This is a genomic window from Streptomyces sp. NBC_00207, assembly GCF_045160965.1.
In the GTDB taxonomy this organism is placed as follows: Bacteria; Actinomycetota; Actinomycetes; order Streptomycetales; family Streptomycetaceae; genus Streptomyces.
Window position 1 is genome coordinate 1,126,823 of the sequence record NZ_CP130715.1, and the last position, 20,718, is coordinate 1,147,540.

Sequence of the window (20,718 nt, forward strand, 5' to 3'; positions counted from 1 at the left end):
CTTCAGCCGTGCAGCAGCCGCATCCAGTCCTCCGGGACCCGGTCGGCCGGACCCGGCGCCGGCTGGTCCGCGGGGTGACCGCCCGGCGGCGTCAGCTCGGGCCCGGACTCGTACATCTCGTCGCGGTCGTAGTCCCAGAACCAGTCCTCGCCCGGTTCGAAGCTCTGCACCAGGGGATGCCCGCTGGACTTCCAGTGGGCGGTGGCGTGCTGGGCGGGGGACGAGTCGCAGCAGCCGATGTGGCCGCACTGGGCGCAGCGCCGCAGGTGGAACCACCAGCCGCCCAGTGCGTCGCAGTCGGCGCAGCCGGTGCCGGCGGGCGGGACGCTCGGGTCGATTCCCTTGATGTCGCTCATGCGGGCTCCTCGGCGGTCTCGGTGCCGGGCTCGGTCTCGGTGCCGGGCTCTGTCTCGGGTTCCGGGGCGGTCAGCGGCAACAGCACCTGGAAGCGGGTGTCGCCGGGTGCGGACTCGACCTGGAGGCTGCCGTGGTGCTTGTTGACGACGATCCGCCAGGAGATGTCCAGGCCGAGGCCGGTGCCCTCGCCGACCGGCTTGGTGGTGAAGAAGGGGTCGAAGATGCGGCTGCGGATGTCCGCCGGGATGCCGGGCCCGGTGTCGCGGAACTCCACCAGCAGCCGGTCCCCCTCCCGCGCCGTGCGGACCGTCAGCGTGCCGTCGCCGCCGGTGCTCCCGATGGCGAAGACCGCGTTGTCGATGAGGTTGGTCCACACCTGGTTGAGCTCCGCCGGGTAGGCGGGCACGTCCGGCAGGGAGCGGTCGTAGTCCTTGACCACCCGGACCCGGGCTCCGATCTTGCCGGACAGCATCAGCAGGGTGCTGTCGAGGAGTTCGTGGACGTCGACGACCCGGTGCGGGGCGCGGTCGAGCTGCGAGTACTGCTTGGCGGCGTCCACGAGGTGGGAGATGCGGGTGGTGGAGTCGTCGATCTCGTCCATCAGCAGCTCGGTCTCGACCGTGTAGTTGAGCCAGCCGACGGCCCCCGGGAGGATGTCCTCGGCCACGGCCGCCGCGACCTGCTCCAGCCAGTCCGTGTCCAGCCCGGCCTGTACGAAGGTCGGTGCGAGCCGCCAGCCCTCCGCGATGCCGTGGTCGTCGAGCCAGTCGGCGAGCTCGTCCTCCCGGTCGGACGCCTCCAGGGGGCTCAGCACCGGTGCCTTCGCGACGCGTTCGGCGGTGCGCTCCTGGATCTCGATGAGGTCGGCGAGCGCCTCGCGGGAGTACGGGCCGTGGGCGATGACGGCCAGCTTGTGCCGCATCTTGCCCACCCGCTCGCGCAGCGCCGCGGTGGCCCGGACGGCCGCCGCGGCAGGGTTGTTGAGCTCGTGGGTGAGCCCGGCGGACAAGGAACCCAGGGCCAGCAGCCGTTCGCGCTGTCCGATGGCCCGCTGGGTGTTCTTCGCGCCGAAGAAGAGCCCTTCCAGCAGGTGCGCGGCCATCGGGAACCATTCCTGCATGAAGTCCGCGAACGACTGCGCGGGCAGGACGAAGAACCGCGTCGGCTCGGTCACCCGCATCGAGTTGGTGTACGTCTGCGGCACCCGGTCGCCCAGGTAGGCCTGCATGGCTCCGGCGTACACCCCGCGCTGCGAGGTCCGGCTCACCTCGACGTCGTCGCCGCCGACCCGGCGGAACAGGACGACGGTGCCCTCGATCATCACGTAGAAGCAGGTCGCCGGCTCGCCCTCGGTGTAGACCGGACCGGTGTCGAACCGCTCGACCCGCCCCTCGGCGCACAACCGCCCGAGCTGCTCCGGGGAGAGCTTCTCGAACAGGAACAGGGAGGCGATCTCCTGCGGACTGCAGGGCATCGCCCGCCCGCTCATGACTGCTCCAGGTACCGGTGGACGAGCATCACGGCCATGGCTCCCTCTCCGACGGCGGACGCGACGCGCTTGGCGGACCGGGCCCGCGCGTCGCCCGCCACGAACACGCCGGGAATGTTGGTCTCCAGGTGGTAGGGCGGCCGGTCCAGCGGCCACTCGGCAGGCGGCCGGCCGTCCGGCGTGAGGTCCGGCCCGGCCAGGATGAAGCCGCGTTCGTCGCGCAGCACCGTGCCGTCCAGCCAGTCGGTCAGCGGGGCCGCGCCGATGAAGACGAACATCCACTGCGCGTCGACGAGTTCCGTCGCGCCGCTGTCCACGTCCCGCAGCACCAGCTGTTCCAGGTGCCCCTCGCCCTGCGCCGCCTCGACGACGGTCCTGGTGCGCACCGAGATGTTGGGCGCCTCCTGGATCTGCTGGATCAGGTAGTACGACATCGATGCGGTCAGGGACTCGCCGCGCACCAGCAGTGTCACCGACTTCGCACCGCGCGCCAGGTACATCGCGGCCTGTCCGGCGGAGTTGGCGCCGCCCACGATGTAGACGTCGTGCCCCTGGCAGGAGGACGCCTCGGTGAGCGAGGAGCCGTAGTACACCCCGCGGCCCGTCAGGTCTTCGCAGCCCGGCGCCAGGAGCTGCCGGTACGACACGCCGGTCGCCAGGATGACGCTGTGCGCGGCGACCGAGGAGCCGTCGGAGAAGCGGACGACGCGCGCCGGGCCATTGAGCTCCAGCCCGGTCACCTCGCGGGCGGTGAGGATCTCGGCGCCGAACCGGCCGGCCTGGCGGCGGGCGCGTTCGGTGAGCTGGGCGCCCGAGACGCCGTCGGGGAAGCCGAGGTAGTTCTCGATGCGGGAGCTCTGCCCGGCCTGCCCGCCGGTCGCCGACCGCTCGACCAGTACGGTCCGCAGTCCCTCGGAGGCTCCGTAGACGGCGGCGCCGAGCCCGGCGGGGCCGCCGCCGATCACGACGAGGTCGTAGAACTCGGCGGTCGGCGTCGTCGCGAGCCCCACGTGGGCGGCCAGGTCGGGCGCCTCCGGCTCGATCAGCACGGTGCAGTCCGGCGTGATCACCACGGGGAGCCGCTGGGCGTCGGCCCCGGCCGCCTCCAGCAGCCGCAGTCCCTCGGGCTCGTCGGAGGAGTACCAGCGGTACGGCACCTGGTTGCGGGCCAGGAACTCCCGCACCTGCGAGGAGCGGGCCGACCAGCGGTGCCCGACCACCTTGGTGGCGGGTACCGGCCGGTAGTCGCTGGCGCGCCAGGCGGCGAGCAGGTCGTCCACGACCGGGTAGAGCTTCTCCTCCGGCGGGTCCCAGGGCTTGAGCAGGTAGTGGTCGAGGTCGACGACGTTGATCGCGTCGATCGCCGCGTTGGTGTCGGCGTACGCGGTCAGCAGCACGCGCCGGGCGCCCGGGTACACGTTCAGGGCCTGTTCGAGGAACTCGATGCCGTTCATCTGCGGCATGCGGTAGTCGGCCAGGATCACGGCCACCAGGTCGCCCCGCAGCTTCAGCTCGTGCAGTGCCTCCAGCGCGGATTCGCCGGACTCGGCGCGCACGATCCGGTACCCGGCGCCGTAACGGCGCCGCAGGTCACGGGCGACGGCACGGGAGACCCCCGGATCGTCGTCCACGGTCAGGATGACGGTCCGCGCTGGGTCGGCGACCTCTGCCATACGTCTCCCACGACGGCCTGGACCGGCGGCACGGCGAGCCGCCCGCCCCGGTTCCCGCCCATCGTATGTTCGATCGTCCGGGTTCGCTCCGGGACGCCACGGCGCGTGCCCTCCCGGTGCACGCCGAGTCGCCGGGATCACTCGACCGTGTGATGGGTGCGGCCCGCTCGGCGCCGGTGCGGCAGGGTGGGCGGATGCAGCTGCGCCGGGCCCTGCCCCTGACCCTTGCCGCGCTCGTCACGGCCACCGGATGCGTGACGGTGCGCTCCGCCGGCCCGCCGGACGCGCCGCAGCCCGTGCCCGCGGCGGTCCGTGCGGAACCCCGGCAACCGACGCCTCTCGCCCTGCCGTTGGGGCCCCTGCCGGCGGTGTCCGAGCCCGCCCCGGCGCCGCCGGAGCCCGAGCGGGTGCCGCCGGTGCCCGTACCGGCCTCGGCACCGCAGCAGCCGCACCGGATCAGGCCCGCACGGCCTGCGAAACCGCCGAAGCCGGCCAGGCCGGCCAGGCCGGCCAGGCCCGCCGCCCCGGCCGCGCCGCGCAAGCGCCCGCCGGCGGCGAAGCCCGCGCCGAGGCCGGGGCCCGCACCGCAGCGCACGTACGACATGGCCCCCTTGTGCGCAGCAGCCCGCGACACGGTCCCACCCTGGATCGTCGCCCTGTGCCACTAGGCCGCCCCCTCCGGTCCCGGATCCCGGGAGGAGCGGAAAATCGATCTCGAGCACCGCTCCACTCACCGGGACGACGGTCCGGTGGCGAGCAACCTGCCGCTTGGTGCGAGAGAGGACAAGTCCGTGGGCGTCTACGTATCGGTCAGAGGATGGCTGGAGTGTGATGAGAGGCAACTCGCCGAAGTCGAAGCGATCATCTCGTCTCACCAGGACGATCACTACTCCCACGGATGGGGCACGCCTCGCCGGCACGTCAACTGGACGCACTACGTCTTCTACGGTGCCGACATTCGGCAGTCGGCCGTGGACTGGCTCGTCGAGCAGATCAGGGAGATCGCCCGGATCCCGGCTTCCGACGCCGACGGAGACCGCGTCAGGGGGCTGTTCCTCGCCGGCCACGAGACCGAGGGCACAGCCGAATGGCAGGTCCGCGAGGGACGCCTCTTCATCTCGCCGGGCGACATCAGGCACCGGTACCTCGACGGATAGTGCCGCATCAGGCAGCCTTCGCCCTGTCGACGACGCTGCTGCCGACCGAAAGCGACTGCCATGAACCGCCTTCCCGCGGACCCGACGGTGCTCCACCCGTTTCCCGACCAGCCTCGGGTGGTCCTGCTCAAGCCGCTGGTGACCTCGCCGCTGATCGAGGTCGGGGAGTACTCCTACTACGACGACCCCGACCATGCGACCGCGTTCGAGACCCGCAACGTCCTCTACCACTACGGGCCCGAGAAACTGGTCATCGGGAAGTTCTGCGCGCTGGGCACCGGAGTGCGGTTCATCATGAACGGCGCCAACCACCGTATGGACGGCCCCTCGACCTTCCCCTTCCCCATCATGGGCGGCTCCTGGGCCGAGCACTTCGACCTGATCACCGGCCTGCCGGGCAGGGGCGACACCGTCGTCGGAAACGACGTCTGGTTCGGCTACGACACCATGGTCATGCCCGGAGTGCGCGTCGGGCACGGCGCGGTCGTCGCCTCCGGGGCGGTCGTCGTGGACGACGTCCCCGACTACGGGGTCGTCGGCGGCAACCCGGCCAGACTCATCCGCACCCGCTACAACGACGACGACATCGCCCGTCTCCTCGACCTCGCCTGGTGGGACTGGCCCGCAGAGCACCTCACCGAACACCTCCGGGCCATCATGTCCGGCACCGTCGACGACCTCGAGGAGATCGCCCCCCGAAGCTGAGCCGCTCCCTCACGGACATGACGCGAGGCAACGGCGTCCGCCATCATGGTCGGCATGAACACGCCGAGCACCGACTGGGTCACCATCGCGGCCTACGAGCACCTGGGGCGCCTCCACCCGATGGCGGCCGCCCGCGCTTGACTGCGCGACCGAGGCATCGACTGGATGCCGTTCGATCCGGACGGCGTCCGGATCGACTTGTCCTGCGGCATCGGCCCTGACGGCCGCTGGCACGGCTGGTTCACCGTCCGCGTCCACACCGACGCGCTACGTCGCCTCGGCCTCCATCCCGACCAGCCCACTGCCGGGATCACCCACCCCTCCCCACCCGGCTGGTGGCACGCCACCGCCGAACGCCACGCGCTGCGGAGGTGACCTGCTGCGCCGGCGCCGTTCCGTTCCGCCATGATTTCCAGGAGCAGGTCGAACAGCGACGCGTCGCCGTCGGCGGTGGGCACGCGTCCTGCCAAGCGTCTCCTGGACTCGGCCGAAGTATCCGCCGGGCCCGTTGACGGCCTCACCGATCGCGCAGTAGAAGCTGTCCTTGTAGACGATGTGCCGGCCGTCCAAGGTGAACACCTCGCCTGCCGGAGCGTCGGGCCTCCCCTGGCACTGGTACTCCCGGGACCACAACGCCACCGACAGCCACGCGTGTCTGTCCTCGGGTGCGAGCTCGTGCCACATGCCGGTGCGGTTCAGGTGACCCGTGCGGAGCAGCTCCCACACGCGTTCCGCGCCTGCCAGGGCGTTCTCGCACCACAGTGTCAGCGTGAGGTCGACGAGGCCGGCTCCGCGGACGGAGGGCTCGACGCCGATGACGGTGACCTCGCCGACGAAGCAGGAACCCATGGTGGCACCGTCACCGTCGAGGAGGTCGAACCATGCGTTCCCGGCCGTGGCACGACGACTGCCCACGTGGCCAACGCTCTATCCGTCAAACCGCCCATCCGTCTCGCAGGACTCCGGCTCTCCGCCCTCGCCTGTCGGCCGGGCCGGATCATCCGAGTGGCTTCGGCCCGGCTGACGGGGTGGGGGTAGGGGGTTCGGTTGGATGGGTGGGGCGGGGCTCGGCCGGGCTCCGTACAGCCCTCCACCCCAGGGAGTCGCCATGGCGAAGATCGCCCTCTTCGGCTCGACCGGCACCATCGGCAGCCAGGTGCTGCGCGAAGCACTGCGTCGCGGCCACGAGGTCACGGCGGTCGTACGCGATCCCGCGAAACTCGCGGACCCGGCGGGCGGGGCCACGGCGGTGGTGCGGGGCGACGTGCTGGACCCGGCGTCCGTGGCCGGGGCGGTGGCCGGGCACGACGTCGTGATCAGCGCCTTCGGCCCCGGCTCCGGGGACCCCTCCGCCCTCGTGGCCGCCGCGAAGTCGCTGATCGGCGGGGTGCGTTCGCTCGGCACGGACTCACCCCGGCCGCGGGTGGTCGTCATCGGCGGGGCGGGCTCGCTGCGCACCCCCGGCGGCCCGCTGGTCTGGGACCGGGCGGGCATCCCGGCGCCCGTGCTGGCCCTCATGCACGCCCACGGGGACGCCCTGGACTTCCTGCGGACGGTGCCGGTGGAGGAGGTCCACTGGACCTGCCTGAGCCCGGCCGCGCAGATCGCTCCGGGCGAGCGCACGGGCACGTACCGGCTGGCGATCGACGACCTGGTCGTCGACGACGGGGGCCTCAGCCGGATCTCCACGGAGGACTTCGCCGTCGCCCTGCTCGACGAGATCGAGCTCGACGCGCACGCGGGCCGGCGGTTCACCCTCGGCTACTGAGCACCCCCGAGGGCCCGGGCTCTCCCGCGGGGTTAATGGGTGGATGCGTCTGCTCCGGATACCTACAGTGACGAGGCACCACGTCGTCGAGCAGGAGCGGACCATGCGCACCCACTATCCCCGTACGCCGCACCTGCCCTGGTCCCCCGGGGCCTCGGCGGACGACGTCCGGGCCGTCGGGCTGGCGGCGCTGGCCGGGCGCGAGGTGGTGGTGACGGAGAAGCTCGACGGGGAGAACACCACCCTGTACGCGGACGGCCTGCACGCCCGCTCCCTCGATTCGGCGCACCATCCCTCGCGGGCCTGGGTCAAGGGGCTCCAGGGCAGGATCGGCCCGGCGATCCCGGCCGGCTGGCGGGTGTGCGGGGAGAACCTGTACGCGCGGCACTCGATCCCGTACGAGGATCTGGACAGCTGGTTCTACGGGTTCTCGGTGTGGGACGGGGAGCACTGCCTGGACTGGGACCGGACCGTGCGCTTCCTGCGCGGGCTCGGGGTGCCCACGCCGCGCGTGCTGTGGCGGGGCACCTTCGACGAGCGCGCCCTGCGCAGGCTGAAGCTCGACACCGCGCGGGAGGAGGGGTACGTCGTGCGGACGGCGGCCGGTTTCGCGCGCGAGGACTTCGGGCGGTGCGTGGCCAAGTGGGTGCGGGGCGGGCACGTGCAGACCGGTACGCACTGGATGTTCGCCGAGGTCGTGCCCAACGGGCTGGGGCCGGCGGCCCCGTTGTGGGCGGTGCGCTCGGGAGCCGAACCGGACGTGGCGGCGCTGGCCGCCGCCGTCGGGGTGGCCGGGACCGATGCCGCCGGTGCGGACGAGGCCGCCGATGACGTGGCCGAGGTCGCCGCCCGGATCGACGGGGCGGGACGGACCGGCGAGGACCGGCTGGCCGGAGTGCTGGCCGCCCTGCTGCGGCGCGAGCCGCGCGGCCGGATCGCGGCGCGGCTCGCGGCGGGCCCGGCCGGGATGGGACTCGCCCGCCGGGTCGGCGACCTGGTGGGCCTGTACCCGTACCTGCAGCGGCCGTTCCCCGACGCGGACCGGCGGGCCGGGCTGGTCCGGATGGCCATGGCGGCCGATCTCGGGGTGCTGCACGCGCTCGCGGGGGCGCTGGCCGAGGGGCCGGAGGCGCGGGAGTACGTGGAGTGGTCCGCGCTGTGGGCCGACGAGGCGGGGCTGCTCGGCGGCCCGGATCCGCTGGGGTCCTTGCGTGCCGCGCTGCGGGAGCCCTTCGCCGGGCTGGACGCGGACGCGGCCGACCGTTGCTGGGCGGAGGCCCGGCGGGCCTTCGGGCAGGGGCGGATCGCGGCCGCGCGCCCCGGCCTGGCTCCCGGTGCCGGCTGCGCCGTGGCCGAGGAGGCGGTGGCGGCGACCTGGCAGTGGCGTGACGGAACGTTTCCCCGGCTGGTGCAGCTCAGCGGGCCCTCGGGCAGCGGGAAGAGCACCTTCGCCCGCGGCCTGCCCGGCGTGGACGCGTACATCAGTCTCGACGAACTGCGCACCGCCCGGGGTTCCCGCGCGGACCAGCGGGCCAACGCGGACGTGCTGAGCCAGGGCCTGGACCGCCTCGACGCCGCCCTGGCCCGGGGCGGGACGGTGGTGTGGGACGCCACCTCGCTCACCGACCAGCAGCGCGGTCTGGCCGGCTCGGTCGCGCGGCGCCGTGACGCGCTGGTCACCCACGCCGTGGTGCTGGTCGACGAGCCGGAGCTGCGGCGCCGCAACACCGTGCGCCCGCATCCGGTGCCGGAACAGGTGCTGACCTCCCAGCTGCACCGGTTCAGTCCCCCGCACGCCGGCCAGGCGCACCGTACGTGGTACATCGGTGCGGGCGGGGACGTGGAGGACGCGGCGGGCGGCCTCGCGGACGGCCCGGACACGATCTGCGGGGAGATCTGATGCGTACCAGCGAGCAGCTCTACCACCAGGTCCGCTGGGACCCGCGGTTCGATCCGGCGCGGTTCGTGCTCGGGCTGCTCCAGCGCGGGGCGGCGCCGAAGCGGGTTCCGCTGCCTTCCTTCGTGCCCGGCGGCGACATCCCCTGGCACCGGGTGCTGTTCGTCGAGGCGGACGGCGAACTGGTCTGGGACCGGGCCACGGGTGTGGACCGGATCGATGCCACCGCGGCGGGGCGGGTCCGCGATCCGCGCCTGCTGCGGGCCCCGTTCTTCACCGCGCGGACCCCGTACGCGTGGGACCCGGCGGGCGGTGGCGCCTGGCGGCCCGCGCAGGCCCCGCCCCGCGGCGCGGCCGGGGCTTGCGCGGCGGTGCGGCTGCTGACCTGGAACACGCTCTGGGACCGGTACGACGCCCCGCGCATCGCCACCGCCCGGCGCAGGCCGTTGCTGCTGGCCGATCTGGCGGCCGCCGACGCCGATGTCATCGCGCTGCAGGAGGTCGAGCCCGCACTGCTCTCGATGCTGCTGGCGGCGCCGTGGGTGCGGGCCGGGTACACCCTCGGCACGGATCCCGGCGGCCGGGACGTCACCGAATGCGGACTGCTGGTGCTGAGCCGGCTGCCGGTGCGGGAGGCGGGGATGCACCTGCTCGGCGCGCACAAGGCGGTCACCGCCGTGACGGTGGACACCCCGGCCGGCCCGCTGGTCGTCGCCGCCACCCACCTGACCAGCGACCACACCGAGAACGGGCACCTGCGGCGGGATGCCGAACTGGCCCGGCTCGCGGAGGGCCTGGCCGGTGTCGAAGCCGCGGTGACGCTGCTGGGCGACTTCAACGACGGCCGCCACGGGGCCGAGGGGCCCGCGGCCGCACTCGGCATGCGGGACGCCTGGAGCGACGTGCACGGGGCGGCGGACGGTACGCCGACCTTCGACCCGGGGGCCAATCCGCTGGCCGCGGTGGGCTCGCTGTCCGGGCGGGCGTCCCGGCTGGACCGGATCCTGCTGGGGGCCACGGGGGCGCGGGTGACACGGGCGGCGCTGCGCGGCAACGTACCCGCCGAGGAGGGGCTGTTCATCTCCGACCACTTCGGTGTGGAGGCGACCGTCGAGTTCGGTGCGCCCGGCGGCGGGCCGGCGCGGCTCGACGTACCCGCGACCGCGCGGACGGCGGTGGCGTGGCTGCCGCCGCGGCTGCCGGAGGCGGTGCGGGAAGTGCGCCAGAAGCACGACCCGCAGGCCGCCCGCTGGCCCGCGCACGTGAACCTGCTGTTCGGCTTCGTGCCGGAGTCATCCTTCGACGAGGCCCTGCCGCTGCTGGCCGAGGCGGCCGCCGGCACCGCGCCCTTCGAGGCGCGGCTGGAGGGCGTGCACAGCTTCGGGCACCGCGAGGACGCCACCGTCTGGCTGGACCCGGCGGCGGCCGGTGACGGGCCGTGGCAGGAACTCCGGCGCGCCCTGACGGAGCGGTTCCCCGGCTGCCGGGGGCGCGCCGAGGGGTACACCCCGCACCTGACGCTGGGGCGCAGCCAGGATCCGCAGCGGGCGGTCGCGGAGTTCACGGCCCGGCTCGGCGGAGGAGTCTCCTCGCCGGTCGGGGAGCTGGCGGTGCTCTCGCGGCGCGGGGACGGACCGATGCGGGTCCGGGCGACGGTGGCCCTCGGGACCGGCGAGGTGCGCTGGGAGCCGGATCCGGAGCCCGGCCACGGGCGCGGTCGTGAGCCCGGGCACGAGCGCGGGTACGAGCCCGGCCCGGTGGCGCCGCACGGCCACGCCGAGTCCGTCGTCGCCCGCGTCCGGGCCGCCCTGGCCGGAGCCGAGGTGCACCTCGCCGGATCCCGCCGGATGGGCTGCGCGCTGCCGGGGGCCGACCTGGACCTGGTGGCGGCGCTGCCCGGGCCGGCCGATGTCACCGGCGTACGGGACCGGCTGGCTGCGGCCCTCCCGGAGGCCGGGGCGCTGCGCGAGGTGACCGGGGCGCGGGTGCCGGGCCTGCGGTTCCGCGTCGGGGCGCTGTCCGTTGACCTGGTGGCCGTGGCCACCGGCGGCCTGGATCCCGCGCACGCGGTGGCACGGCGTGCGGAGCTGGGTGAGGCGGGCGCCGTCGCGCTGAGCGCGGTGAGCGACGCCGATGCCGTACGGGAACGGGTGGGCGCGGAACATGCCGCCTTCGCCCGGCTGGCCCGGGAGGTGAAGGCGTGGGCGCGGGCCCGCGGGCTGGACGCGGCCCCGTTCGGCGGGCTGCCGGGGCTGGCCTGGGCGGTCCTGGCGGCGCGTACGGTCCAGGAGGCCGGGGCGCTGGCCCCGGACGCCCTGCTGCGGGAGTTCTTCGGCCGGTGGGCGGCCTGGGACTGGCGGGAGCCGGTCGGGCTGTCGCCGTCGGCCGCGGGGGCCCCGGCCGGACCGGACCCGGTCACGGTGCTCACGCCCTCGGCGCCGGTCCGCAGTTGCACCGCCCAGGTGGGACCGGGCCTGCGGGACCTGCTGGTCCAGGAGTTGTACCGGGCCTGGGAGCTGCTGGAGGCCGGGCCCGACGGCGCCGGCCGGGCCGTGGTGGCCCCGCCGCCGCTGCACCGCCGGCACGCGGCCTGGGCGGTGGTGACCGTACGGACGTCCGGCGGGGAGTTCGAGGAGATCCTGGGCCGGGTGCGGGGGCGGCTGCGGGCGCTGCTCGGCGCGCTGGAGGAGGCCGGTGTGGCGGATGCGCACGCCTGGCCGCGCCCCTTCGAGTCCGGCCCGGGGCTCGCCCGTTACGCGATCGGCCTCGGCTCCGCCCCGCCGGACGCGGCGGAGTTGGCCGCGCTGGCCGGCCCGTGGCGGGCCGGCCTGCCGGGGGTCGAGGTCACCCGGGCGGCCTGCGGCGAGGTGCCGGACCTGACCTGACCCCGGCCCCACCTGCCCCGACCTGGCCTGACCTGGCCTCGTGTCTGCGGGGACGGGGTCAGACCTCGATGACGATCTTCCCCGCCGTGTGTCCGCCCTGGCTCAGCTCGAAGGCCGCCGCGAGCTCGGCCAGCGGGAAGGTCTTGGCGACCGGCACCTTCAGCTGTCCGCTGTCGGCGAGCCGGCCCAGTTCGGCGAGGTCGCTGCCGACCGGGCGGACCCACATCCACTCGCCGCCCGATCCGAGCACGCTGGGGTCGGCGATGGAGGCGTGCCGGCCGTCGTCGTGCAGGACTTCCCGGGTGACACCGCCGACGCCGCCCACGAAGTCCGCGACGACGGTGGGCCCGTCGGGCACGAGGGCGCGGACGCGGTCGGCCAGGCCTTCTCCGTACTCGACGGGTTCGCCGCCGAGTTCGCGCACCCGGTCGTGGTTGCGCGGGGAGGCGGTGCCGATGACGCGGGCACCGAGCGTGCGGGCGATCTGCACGCCGAGGGAGCCGACACCGCCCGCGGCGCCGTGGATGAGGACCGTGTCGTCCTTGCCGGTGCCGAGGCGGGTGAGCAGCTGGTAGGCGGTGAGCCCGGCCAGCGGGAGCCCGGCGGCCTCGGGCCAGCTCAGCGAAGAGGGCTTGTGCGCGAGGGCGCGTACGGGCACGGTGACGAACTCGGCGAAGGTGCCGCCGTGCAGGTAGTCCTTGCGGGCGTAGGCGATGACCTCGTCGCCCTCGGCGTACTCGGGGACGTCGATGCCGACCCGCTCGACGGTGCCGGCCACGTCCCAGCCGGGGATCACCGGGTAGACGACGTCCATCAGGGTGTCGAGCGCGCCCGACATGATCTTCCAGTCGACGGGGTTGACCCCGGCGTACTTCACCCGGACGAGCACCTCGCCGGGGCCGCACTTGGGCAGTGGCAGCCGGATCTCGGCGAGCACCTCCGTCCCGCCGTACGTCTCGTACGCCATCGCCCGCATGGTTTCCTGACTGCTCCGGCCCGACTGGGACATGTACCCGACCTCTCCGTGTGCTGGTGGACCCGCCCCCGGTCCATCCCACCATGCACCCCGCGCCCACCCCACGATGCGGGGCGAACGCGGCGCGGCGCGTCCCGGGCCGACGGCACGGCACGGCATCGCCGTCAGGCGCGGCCGGTCACACCTGGGCGGTCCGGCACGGCCGGTCGGGCGGGACCGGCCAAGCGGGGCCGGTCACCCCGGGCCGGTCACGCGTGCACGGGAAAGGCGGCCTGGAAGTCGAGCCGCCCGTCCGCCCCCTCGGCGATCCGCCCGAGCAACCCGTCCAGCTCCAGGTACGCCTCCCAGCGCTCGACGCCGGCCGCCCCCGCCATGCGGCCCACCACGAGGTCCTCCAGGTCCTGGACCCGCTTGCCCTTCCACACCTTGTCCGCGAGGCTGACCAGCAACTCCTCGGTGCTCACCGTGCCTTCGCCCCACGCGGCGTGCGTCGCGGCGAACCGGGCCTGCCGCTCGGTGAACCCGTGCGCCAGCAGCAGTTCCCGGCCCGCCGGCTCGTGCTCGGAACCCGGTCCGCCGAGTTCGGCCGTGTGCACGGTCTTGCCGATGTCGTGGGTGGCCGCCCCGAAGAGCACCGCCTCCCGGTCGAAGGCCAGGCCCGGGCAGTGCCCCGCCAGCCAGTCGGCCAGCTCGTGGGCGACGTCGTGCACGAGCCGCAGGTGCGCGGCCAGCCGGGGTGGGGCGGCCAGCGCGCGCAACAGCGCGGACACGGTGGGCGGAAGGGGCCGCAGCGGCGGATCCCCCGGGGTGTCGAGCGCCCTCGACAAGGCATCGTTCCGGGACATCGGATCATCCTAGGAAGCACTGAGCGCTGAGCGCTCGGCGCTGCACGATCACTCGTACTCGGTGCCGCCCTTGCGGGTCAGGTAGGCAGGGCTGACCGCCTTGGCGATGGCCCGGCCGCCGACGACCGGACTGTAGCGCTCCGTCGACGGGCGGATCACGACGCCCTCGCGCAGGTGCACGGCCCGCCCGGACACGGTCTCGCGGCCGCTCGCCAGCTCCAGCACCCTGTCGAGGTCGTACGGGCCCTCGTACAGCCGTGGCACCAGCGGCAGTTCCCCGTCGGTCAGGACGGCGGCCGGGTCCAGCCAGCGCACCTGCCCGTCGATCTCGGCGGACACGTCGAAGACGGCGTACCCGGGTGGCGTGTCGGCGGTGCGCACGTCGGTCCCGTAGGCCAGGTCCTGGACGCCCGCGCCGTACACCTCGGCGAAGATCCCGACCCGGGTGGCGCCGAGCCGGGCGGCCAGGGCCGCCGCGACGGCCGGCACGCCGTGGCCGCGTACGGCCCGCCAGTAGAGGTTGCGCTCGTCCTCCTTGAGCGCCAGCCCCTTCGAGCCGAAGCCCTTGGAGGAGACGAGGGAGCGCTCCTCCTGGACCACGTACGTGAACAGGCAGGCGGTGCCGTGCAGTTTCTCCGTGAGGACGACCTGCTCGCCCGGCTCGAAGATGTGCGGGTAGCGCTGGAGGTTCTCGATGTCGACCCACGGCATCAGGTCGGCGGCGGCTTCGACTTCGCCGTTCATCGTCGTGGGGATGGGCGGGGACCATTTGGTGATGCCGAGCAGCTCCGCGAAGTCCGTGCCCTCCTTGGCCGCCCGTACGAGGTCGACGCCGGCGAGCGCGCGCGGCCGGCACACCAGTCCCTGCGAGAGTTCGCCGCGCAGCCGGACCGCCTTGACCCGGTCGGCGGAGCCGCCGGCGAGCCGCCCGGTGAGACCGAGCTCCTCGATCAGTCCGGCGGGCAGCACGGCCTGTTCGGGTATGTAGAGCGCGAACTCGCCGGTGCGGTAGGCACCCTTGGCGATCACGGCGCGGTACAGGCCCACCTGGGCCAGCTCCAACGCGTCGGCGTTCGGGTGCTCGTGGACGGTCAGCTCTTCGGCGGTGACTCTCAAAGTCGACATGGAGGGACTCCTGCGTGTTCAGGGACGCGGACGACGTGCCGTCCTGCGGCGGCGCGTCGGTGAGGATCACTCTCCGGCCGGCATTTTCGCTGGTCCAGCGAATATCACGGTGTTAGCCTGCCGCACCGCGTGCTGTGTTCCGACATCCGCTGTTCCACCGTCCGCAGGAGGCTCCCGTGGCACGACGTCGTCCGGTCACCGTCGTCACCGGTGGCAGCAGGGGCATCGGTGCGGCGACCGCCCTGCGGCTGGCCGCCGACGGGCACGACCTGGCACTGGGCTACGCCCGGGACGAGGCGGCCGCCGAGGCCGTCGCCGAGGCCGTACGCGCCACAGGGGCCCGCTGTGTGACCGTACGCGGCGACACCTCCGAGGAGTGCGCCGTCGAGCGGCTCTTCGACATCGCCGGCGCCGAACTCGGCACGCCGACCGGCCTGGTCAACAACGCCGGGGTGACCGGCCCCCTGGGCCGCCTCGCCGACGCCCGGACCGAGGACCTGCGGCGGGTGGTCGAGGTGAACCTCCTCGGGTACCTGCTGTGCTGCCGCCGGGCCGCCCGGGACATGGCGGAGTCCGGAGGCGGGGCGATCGTGAACGTCTCCTCTGCGGCCGCCACCCTCGGCAGCCCCGGGGACTACGTGCACTACGCGGCGACCAAGGCGGCCGCCGACGCGCTGACCGTGGGCCTCGCCAAGGAGCTCGGCCCGGACGGGATCCGGGTCAACGCGGTCGCGCCCGGCATCATCGAGACCGACATGCACGCGGCGATGGGCGATCCCGACCGCCCGGCACGGGCGGCGGCCGGGATCCCGCTCGGACGGCCCGGCCGGCCCGAGGAGATCGCCGGGGCCATCGCCTGGCTGCTGTCCCCGGAGGCCTCGTACACGACGGGAACCGTGCTGCGGGTCTCCGGCGGCCGCTGATCCCCCACGGCCGCCGGAGGTCCGGGGCGCTACCTCATCGCCGCCTGGGTGGCGGGGCCGTAGACGCCTTGCGGGTCTCCCTTGATGGACCGGTCGCGCTGGAGCTGGCTGACACCGCGCTTGGTCTGGCCGTCGTAGACGCCGGTGACGGAGACGTACGTGAACCCCTGCCCGTAGAGCATCTCCTGCAGGGCGCGGACCTCGGGCCCCTTGTCCCCCATCCGCAGGGTCACGTAGGCATCCGACGGTCGCGGCGACGCGCTCGGCGAGGGCGTCCGATCCGCGCCCTCGCTCGCGGTCGTGGGAGGTTCCGTCGTCGGGGTGGCCGAGGGCGCCCCGGACCGTGCGGACGCGGTCGGCCGGGGCCCTGCGGTGACGTCGGCGCCCGGGCTGCGCGCCGGGAGCGCCGGCAGGGACAGCTCGGGCGGCGGGCCGGCCCGCGGCGGCTCCGGCTCGGGCCCGCTCAGCAGGGGCACCAGCGCGCCGACCCCGGCGAGCGCGAGCAGGATGCCGACGGCCAGCGGAAGCCGGCTGCGGCCGCCGCTGCGGCTCCCGGAGTCCGCGGCACGGCGAACGGCGCCGCGCGCGGGGACGAGGGCGGGGGCAGGGGCAGGGGCGGGGGCCTCATCGGGTCCGCCGTGCGGGCCGCTCGCCGGTCCGGGGAAGGCGAGGGGTCCGGTCTGCGGCCAGGCGGGCGCCGTCGACCGGGGCGGCCGGCCCGAGGGGGCGACGTACGGGCGTACGAGCAGGTGGTCGTCGGGGACGAGCCCGCTCTCATCAGGGTGCTGGGACATGGTGTCTCCCCGGCAGGGACGGGGGCCGGCGCGGCGGTGCGGTGCCGGCCCCCACCCGGCCGGTCAGGCTCTGCGCCGCCGGGCGGCGGGAGCCAGGGGCACACCGGCGGCGGGGACGCCGCGGGTGCCGAGTGCCGGAGAACCGCCGGTCGTGGCAGGGACGAGCGATGAGCGGACGTATTGGGACATCTGGCGTATCTCCGAAGTGCGGCTCAAGCGGTGGCTCTTGATCGGCGCACTCTTGCCCTCCGGCAGGGTCCGGGTCAAGCCTGATGTCCGGTATCCACCTGTCCATCCCGTCTGTCGGTGCGGCGGACCGCCGTGGCCCAGACGGTGCAGGCGGCGGCGAGCATCAGGGCGGCTCCGCCGAGCGGGGCGGCGGGCGCGGAGATGCCGTCGACGGCGAGGCCGCCGAACAGCGCGCCCGCGGCTATGGCGAGGTTGAACATGGCCACCATGAGCGAGGAGGCCGCCTCGGGCGCGTCCGGGGAGGCCTTGATCATCCAGCCCTGGACGCTCACCGAGACCCCGCCGTACGCGAGTCCCCAGGCGAGCAGCAGCGCGGTCCCGGCGACGGGTCCCGGGAGGACGGCGATGAGCGCGAGGATCACGGTGAGGCAGGCGCTGACCACGAGCAGCGTCCGGTACGCGTCGCGCGCCCCGGCCAGGAAGTTGCCGGCGACACCGGCGACGCCGTAGCCGAGCAGGAGCGTGCTGACGAATCCGGCGTCGATGCCGGAGACGTCCTGCAGGATCGGCCGGACGAAGGTGTAGGCGGCGAACTGCCCGGTCACCACGAGGAAGGTGACGATCACCCCGGCCCGGACCGCACGGTTCCCCCGGAGCAGGGCGGGCAGTTCGGGGAAGGCTACGGGGCGGGTCGGCGGCAGCGCGGGCAGCAGCAGGACCAGGGCGGTCAGCGTGACGAGGCCGAGGGCGCCGACCGCCGCGAAGGCGGTCCGCCAGCCGCCGTGTTCGCCGAGCAGGGTGCCGGCCGGCACACCGAGCACGGAGGCGGTGGGAACGCCGCCGAAGACGAGGGCGGTCGCCCGGCCGACGTGGCGCTCGGGGACGAGACGCACGGCGAGTCCCCCGGCGATGGCCCAGAAGCCGCCGACGCTGACGCCGACCAGCAGCCGGGCCGCCAGTACGACGGCGAAGTTCGGGGCGAGGGCGGCGGCGAGGTTGGCGGCGGCCATCAGGGCGATGAGCACGCACAGCACGAGCCGCCGGTCGAGCCGGCCGGCGCCGACGGTGACCAGCGGAGCGAAGCATCCGGCGACCAGCCCGGGCACGGTGACCATCAGCCCGGCGGTCCCGTCGGAGACGTCCAGGTCGGCGCCGACCGGCGTGAGGAGCCCGACGGGCAGCAGCTCGGAGGTGATGACGCAGAAGATCCCGAGCGCGACGGCGCACACGGCCGCCCAGCCCTTCCACGGCGCGGGACCCTTTCCGGGCACGGGTCCGCTCCCCGGTCCGGATCTGCTCCCCCGTTCGGACCTGCTCCCCGGTGTCGATCTGCTCCCCGGTTCGGACCGGGCCGCGGGCAGGGACGGGGCAGCGGGCTGCGGTGTGGGCCCGGCGGTGGAATCCGGGGGCGGCGTGGGGTTGCCGGGCGCGGCGGCTGAGGTCATGGACGGGCACTCCGTACGGGCGTTCGGCTGGCAGGACGCGGCGGCGCGGGGCTCCGGAGGTCGCGCCTCCCCCGTCGCCCGCACGCCGTTCCAATCTCCCACACGCCCCGGCCGCAACCACGGGGCGGTGTCACCCGGACGCGTGAGGCGTGGAACCGGGCGGGCCGCACCGTACGGCAAGGTGGTCGGATGCAGTTACGCCGGGCCGTGCCCCTCTCCCTCGTCGCGCTCCTCGCGAGCGCCGGCTGTGTCTCCGTCGCACCGCAGGATGCGGCTCCGGTTCCCGTACGCGGTTCCGTACCGCCCGCCGACGCGCCCGAGCTCCCCACACCCCTGGCGCTGCCCTTGGGGAGGCTTCCCACGACCGCCGGGCACGACCCGGACGCGGACCCGCACCCGGACCCGGAACAGGACCCCGGCCCGGGGCCCGCGCCGTCCCCCGACCGGGCCCGCGCCAAGGCGACGCCGCCCCGGCGGGCGCGTGTGCCGGGGCCCGCGACCGCGCACCCGCACCAGCGCCGGCGGCCGGCCCCGCCGCCCCGCATCGACGAGCTGTGCGCGGCCGCGGACGGGGTCGTACCGCCGTCCATCGTCGATCTGTGTCTGCGGCAGTACGGCCGCTGACCGTCTCCGCGCCGGGTGCGACGCTTGACCCTCTCCCTGTGTCAGACCTTGTAGTGGAGCGCGTCATGTTCACCATCGGAGACTTCGCCAAACACGGCCGGGTGTCGGTCCGCATGCTGCGTCACTACGACGCCCTCGGACTGCTGCGCCCGGCGCGTGTCGACCCGTTCACCGGCTACCGCTTCTACGAGGCCGGGCAGCTCGCCCGCCTCAACCGTGTCATCGCGCTCAAGGAACTCGGCTTCAGCCTCGACCAGGTGGGGACGATCCTCGACGAGCGGGTGGGCGCGGAGGAGCTGCGCGGCATGCTGCGGCTGCGGCAGGCGGAACTGGAGACCGCCATGGCCGCCGCGGCGGCCCGGCTGGTCCAGGTCGAGGCGAGGCTCCGGACCATCGAGAACGAGGGAACCATGCCTGCCGACGACATCGTCGTGAAGAGCCTTCCGCCCGTCCGGCTCGCCGAGCTGACCGGGACGGCCGCCAGTTACGAACCGCAGGACATCGGGCCGGTCATCGGCCCGCTCTACGACGAGCTGTGCCGCCGCGTCGAGGAGGCCGGGGTCGTCCCGACCGGCCCCGGCACCGCCTACTACGAGGACGCGCCGGGCGCGGACTCCGGAACGGCGGTCCTCGTCCACGCCGGTCTGCCGGTGGCGGCCTCGGTCCGCGCCGAGGACCTCGGGGACGGCGTGCGGATCGTCGCGCTGCCCGGCGTGGAGCGGGCCGCGACCGTGGTCCACCGGGGCTCGATGGACGGCGTGCTGCCGACCGCGCAGGCGCTGGCGCGGTGGATCGACGCGCACGGCCACCGCTCTGCGGGATACGCGCGGGAGCTGACCCTCTCCTGCCCGCAGGACCCGGACCAGTGGGTCACCGAACTCCAGGAGCCGCTCGCCACGTCCTGACGCCCGGAGACCGCCCTGACGCCCGCGCCCTGGCGCCCGGGGCGTCAGGGACGGCGGCCGCAGACGTGCGCGCAGCGGCGCGCCGTGTCGCGCCGGACCGTACGGAACCGGCGCAGGGTGCTGTGGCCGCGCCGCTTCCACTCGCCCCGCGGCAGGGCGGCCCGCTGGCCGCCGCCCGCGATCAGGGCGTTGACCGGGGTCATCGGGTCGGCGGCCATCGCCTTGGCGAACAGGACGCCGACGACGAGCGGGACCAGCGCCACGGCCAGGGCCGAGCCTGCGGTGGTCACGTGCTGCATGCGCGGGCGGACGGTCGCGCTGCGCGGGGCGTCGGAAGTCATGACCCCATTCGACCAGCGGCGGCCCGGCGGGGAATCGGGGCGGATACTCAGGCCGTTGGGCGCAACATACTCAGACGGGCGGACGGGCCCGTGGGCGAGGCGACCACGGCGGGCTCGACGGTCCCGACGGGCACGTGACGAGAACGGGGAGGGTGCGGGGCGATGACGGCAGCGGGGCAGGGCTTCGAGGCCGCGACCGGCGACGGCCCGGAGCCGCCGCCCGGCCGGCGGGAGGCGGAGCTGCGCACGGCCTACGAGGGGCTGCTGCAGATCCGTCGTCTGGTCAACGGCCCGGCGGGCGCGGCGGTTCCCGCGCCGTGGGAGGTGCGGCAGGCGCCGCGCGCGGTGGCCCTCGTCCTGGAGGCGGCGGGGATCACGCCGTCGGCGGTGGACGCGGAGGGCCGGCGTACGCGCACGGGCTACCGGGTGGCCGCCGGGCCCCAGCCCGGGCGGGTGGAGGTGACCTGGCTCGGGCCACCGGGCGGCGGTGCGGCCGAGGAGGAACAGGAACGGCTGACGGCCTGCGCGGCCGTGCTCGAACAGCTGGGCTGGGTCTGCCTCCTGTACCGGGGCCCGCGTCGGCGCCGCTTCCTGGAGGTGGAGCCCCCGTAGCCGCCCCT

20 protein-coding genes are annotated in these 20,718 nt (G+C 74.6%); 11 read left to right on the plus strand and 9 right to left on the minus strand.

Going from position 1 to position 20,718, the window contains the following annotated elements:
* Positions 1-2: 2 nt before the first annotated feature.
* From OG472_RS05775 to OG472_RS05785, 3 genes are read right to left on the minus strand one after another with little or no spacing between them, the layout of a single operon-like run.
* The gene (locus OG472_RS05775) at positions 3-356 is read right to left on the minus strand and encodes a UBP-type zinc finger domain-containing protein (RefSeq protein WP_401603270.1); all 354 of its coding nucleotides are present in this window, start codon (positions 354-356) and stop codon (positions 3-5) included.
* Complete coding sequence (locus OG472_RS05780; protein ID WP_401603271.1) at positions 353-1,846, minus strand: ATP-binding protein; 1,494 nt, start codon at positions 1,844-1,846, stop codon at positions 353-355. The genes OG472_RS05775 and OG472_RS05780 overlap by 4 nt, the downstream gene beginning before the upstream one ends.
* The gene (locus OG472_RS05785; RefSeq protein WP_401603273.1) at positions 1,843-3,519 is read right to left on the minus strand and encodes an FAD-dependent oxidoreductase; all 1,677 of its coding nucleotides are present in this window, start codon (positions 3,517-3,519) and stop codon (positions 1,843-1,845) included. Before OG472_RS05785 ends, OG472_RS05780 begins: the two co-directional genes overlap by 4 nt.
* A 194-nt stretch (positions 3,520-3,713) precedes the next feature.
* Here OG472_RS05785 and OG472_RS05790 point away from each other — a divergent pair, with 194 nt between their 5' ends.
* From OG472_RS05790 to OG472_RS05820, 7 genes are all read left to right on the plus strand, one after another.
* The gene (locus tag OG472_RS05790; protein ID WP_405941048.1) at positions 3,714-4,187 is read left to right on the plus strand and encodes a hypothetical protein; all 474 of its coding nucleotides are present in this window, start codon (positions 3,714-3,716) and stop codon (positions 4,185-4,187) included.
* 81 nt (positions 4,188-4,268) lie between these two features.
* On the plus strand, positions 4,269-4,676 hold the full coding sequence (locus OG472_RS05795; protein WP_401603277.1) for a hypothetical protein: 408 nt from the start codon (positions 4,269-4,271) through the stop codon (positions 4,674-4,676).
* 60 nt (positions 4,677-4,736) lie between these two features.
* The gene (locus OG472_RS05800; protein ID WP_405828248.1) at positions 4,737-5,381 is read left to right on the plus strand and encodes a CatB-related O-acetyltransferase; all 645 of its coding nucleotides are present in this window, start codon (positions 4,737-4,739) and stop codon (positions 5,379-5,381) included.
* A 165-nt stretch (positions 5,382-5,546) separates the two neighbouring features.
* The gene (locus OG472_RS05805; protein ID WP_405941049.1) at positions 5,547-5,756 is read left to right on the plus strand and encodes a hypothetical protein; all 210 of its coding nucleotides are present in this window, start codon (positions 5,547-5,549) and stop codon (positions 5,754-5,756) included.
* Positions 5,757-6,489: 733 nt separating this feature from the next.
* Positions 6,490-7,149 (plus strand): NAD(P)-dependent oxidoreductase, encoded by a 660-nt coding sequence (locus OG472_RS05810; protein ID WP_405828250.1) that lies wholly within the window; start codon positions 6,490-6,492, stop codon positions 7,147-7,149.
* Between the two features lie 103 nt (positions 7,150-7,252).
* Entirely contained in the window at positions 7,253-9,049 is a 1,797-nt protein-coding gene (locus tag OG472_RS05815) for an RNA ligase family protein (protein WP_405834782.1), read from the plus strand.
* Entirely contained in the window at positions 9,049-11,931 is a 2,883-nt protein-coding gene (locus OG472_RS05820; RefSeq protein ID WP_405941050.1) for a poly(A) polymerase, read from the plus strand. Before OG472_RS05815 ends, OG472_RS05820 begins: the two co-directional genes overlap by 1 nt.
* Positions 11,932-11,989: 58 nt before the next feature.
* On the opposite strand, the gene OG472_RS05825 is transcribed toward OG472_RS05820, so the two are convergent.
* The 3 genes from OG472_RS05825 to OG472_RS05835 all read right to left on the minus strand — a co-directional run bounded on the left by OG472_RS05825 (position 11,990) and on the right by OG472_RS05835 (position 14,877).
* Entirely contained in the window at positions 11,990-12,907 is a 918-nt protein-coding gene (locus OG472_RS05825; RefSeq protein ID WP_405943143.1) for an NADP-dependent oxidoreductase, read from the minus strand.
* Positions 12,908-13,155: 248 nt separating this feature from the next.
* Positions 13,156-13,752 (minus strand): HD domain-containing protein, encoded by a 597-nt coding sequence (locus OG472_RS05830; RefSeq protein WP_405828254.1) that lies wholly within the window; start codon positions 13,750-13,752, stop codon positions 13,156-13,158.
* 48 nt (positions 13,753-13,800) lie between these two features.
* On the minus strand, positions 13,801-14,877 hold the full coding sequence (locus tag OG472_RS05835; protein ID WP_401603287.1) for an RNA ligase (ATP): 1,077 nt from the start codon (positions 14,875-14,877) through the stop codon (positions 13,801-13,803).
* 176 nt (positions 14,878-15,053) lie between these two features.
* Between OG472_RS05835 and OG472_RS05840 the strand changes: the two genes are divergently transcribed.
* Positions 15,054-15,800: an SDR family oxidoreductase gene (locus OG472_RS05840; RefSeq protein WP_401603289.1), complete on the plus strand. Its 747-nt coding sequence runs from the start codon at positions 15,054-15,056 to the stop codon at positions 15,798-15,800.
* A gap of 29 nt (positions 15,801-15,829) precedes the next feature.
* Here OG472_RS05840 and OG472_RS05845 read toward each other — a convergent pair whose 3' ends face one another.
* Positions 15,830-16,594, minus strand: coding sequence for a peptidoglycan-binding protein (locus tag OG472_RS05845; protein ID WP_405941051.1), 765 nt, complete (start codon positions 16,592-16,594; stop codon positions 15,830-15,832).
* Positions 16,595-16,857: 263 nt separating this feature from the next.
* Positions 16,858-18,054: an MFS transporter gene (locus OG472_RS05850; protein ID WP_405941052.1), complete on the minus strand. Its 1,197-nt coding sequence runs from the start codon at positions 18,052-18,054 to the stop codon at positions 16,858-16,860.
* Positions 18,055-18,417: 363 nt separating this feature from the next.
* On the opposite strand from OG472_RS05850, the gene OG472_RS05855 reads away from it, so the two are divergent.
* Both OG472_RS05855 and OG472_RS05860 read left to right on the plus strand, forming a co-directional pair.
* Positions 18,418-18,852: a hypothetical protein gene (locus OG472_RS05855; RefSeq protein ID WP_405828264.1), complete on the plus strand. Its 435-nt coding sequence runs from the start codon at positions 18,418-18,420 to the stop codon at positions 18,850-18,852.
* A gap of 65 nt (positions 18,853-18,917) precedes the next feature.
* Positions 18,918-19,757 carry a MerR family transcriptional regulator gene (locus OG472_RS05860; RefSeq protein WP_405941053.1) on the plus strand — a complete coding sequence of 280 codons (840 nt, stop codon included), beginning with the start codon at positions 18,918-18,920 and terminating at the stop codon, positions 19,755-19,757.
* 44 nt (positions 19,758-19,801) lie between these two features.
* Here OG472_RS05860 and OG472_RS05865 read toward each other — a convergent pair whose 3' ends face one another.
* On the minus strand, positions 19,802-20,098 hold the full coding sequence (locus OG472_RS05865; RefSeq protein ID WP_037806522.1) for a hypothetical protein: 297 nt from the start codon (positions 20,096-20,098) through the stop codon (positions 19,802-19,804).
* Between the two features lie 162 nt (positions 20,099-20,260).
* On the opposite strand from OG472_RS05865, the gene OG472_RS05870 reads away from it, so the two are divergent.
* Positions 20,261-20,710, plus strand: coding sequence for a hypothetical protein (locus tag OG472_RS05870; RefSeq protein ID WP_401603299.1), 450 nt, complete (start codon positions 20,261-20,263; stop codon positions 20,708-20,710).
* The last annotated feature ends 8 nt before the right edge of the window (positions 20,711-20,718 follow it).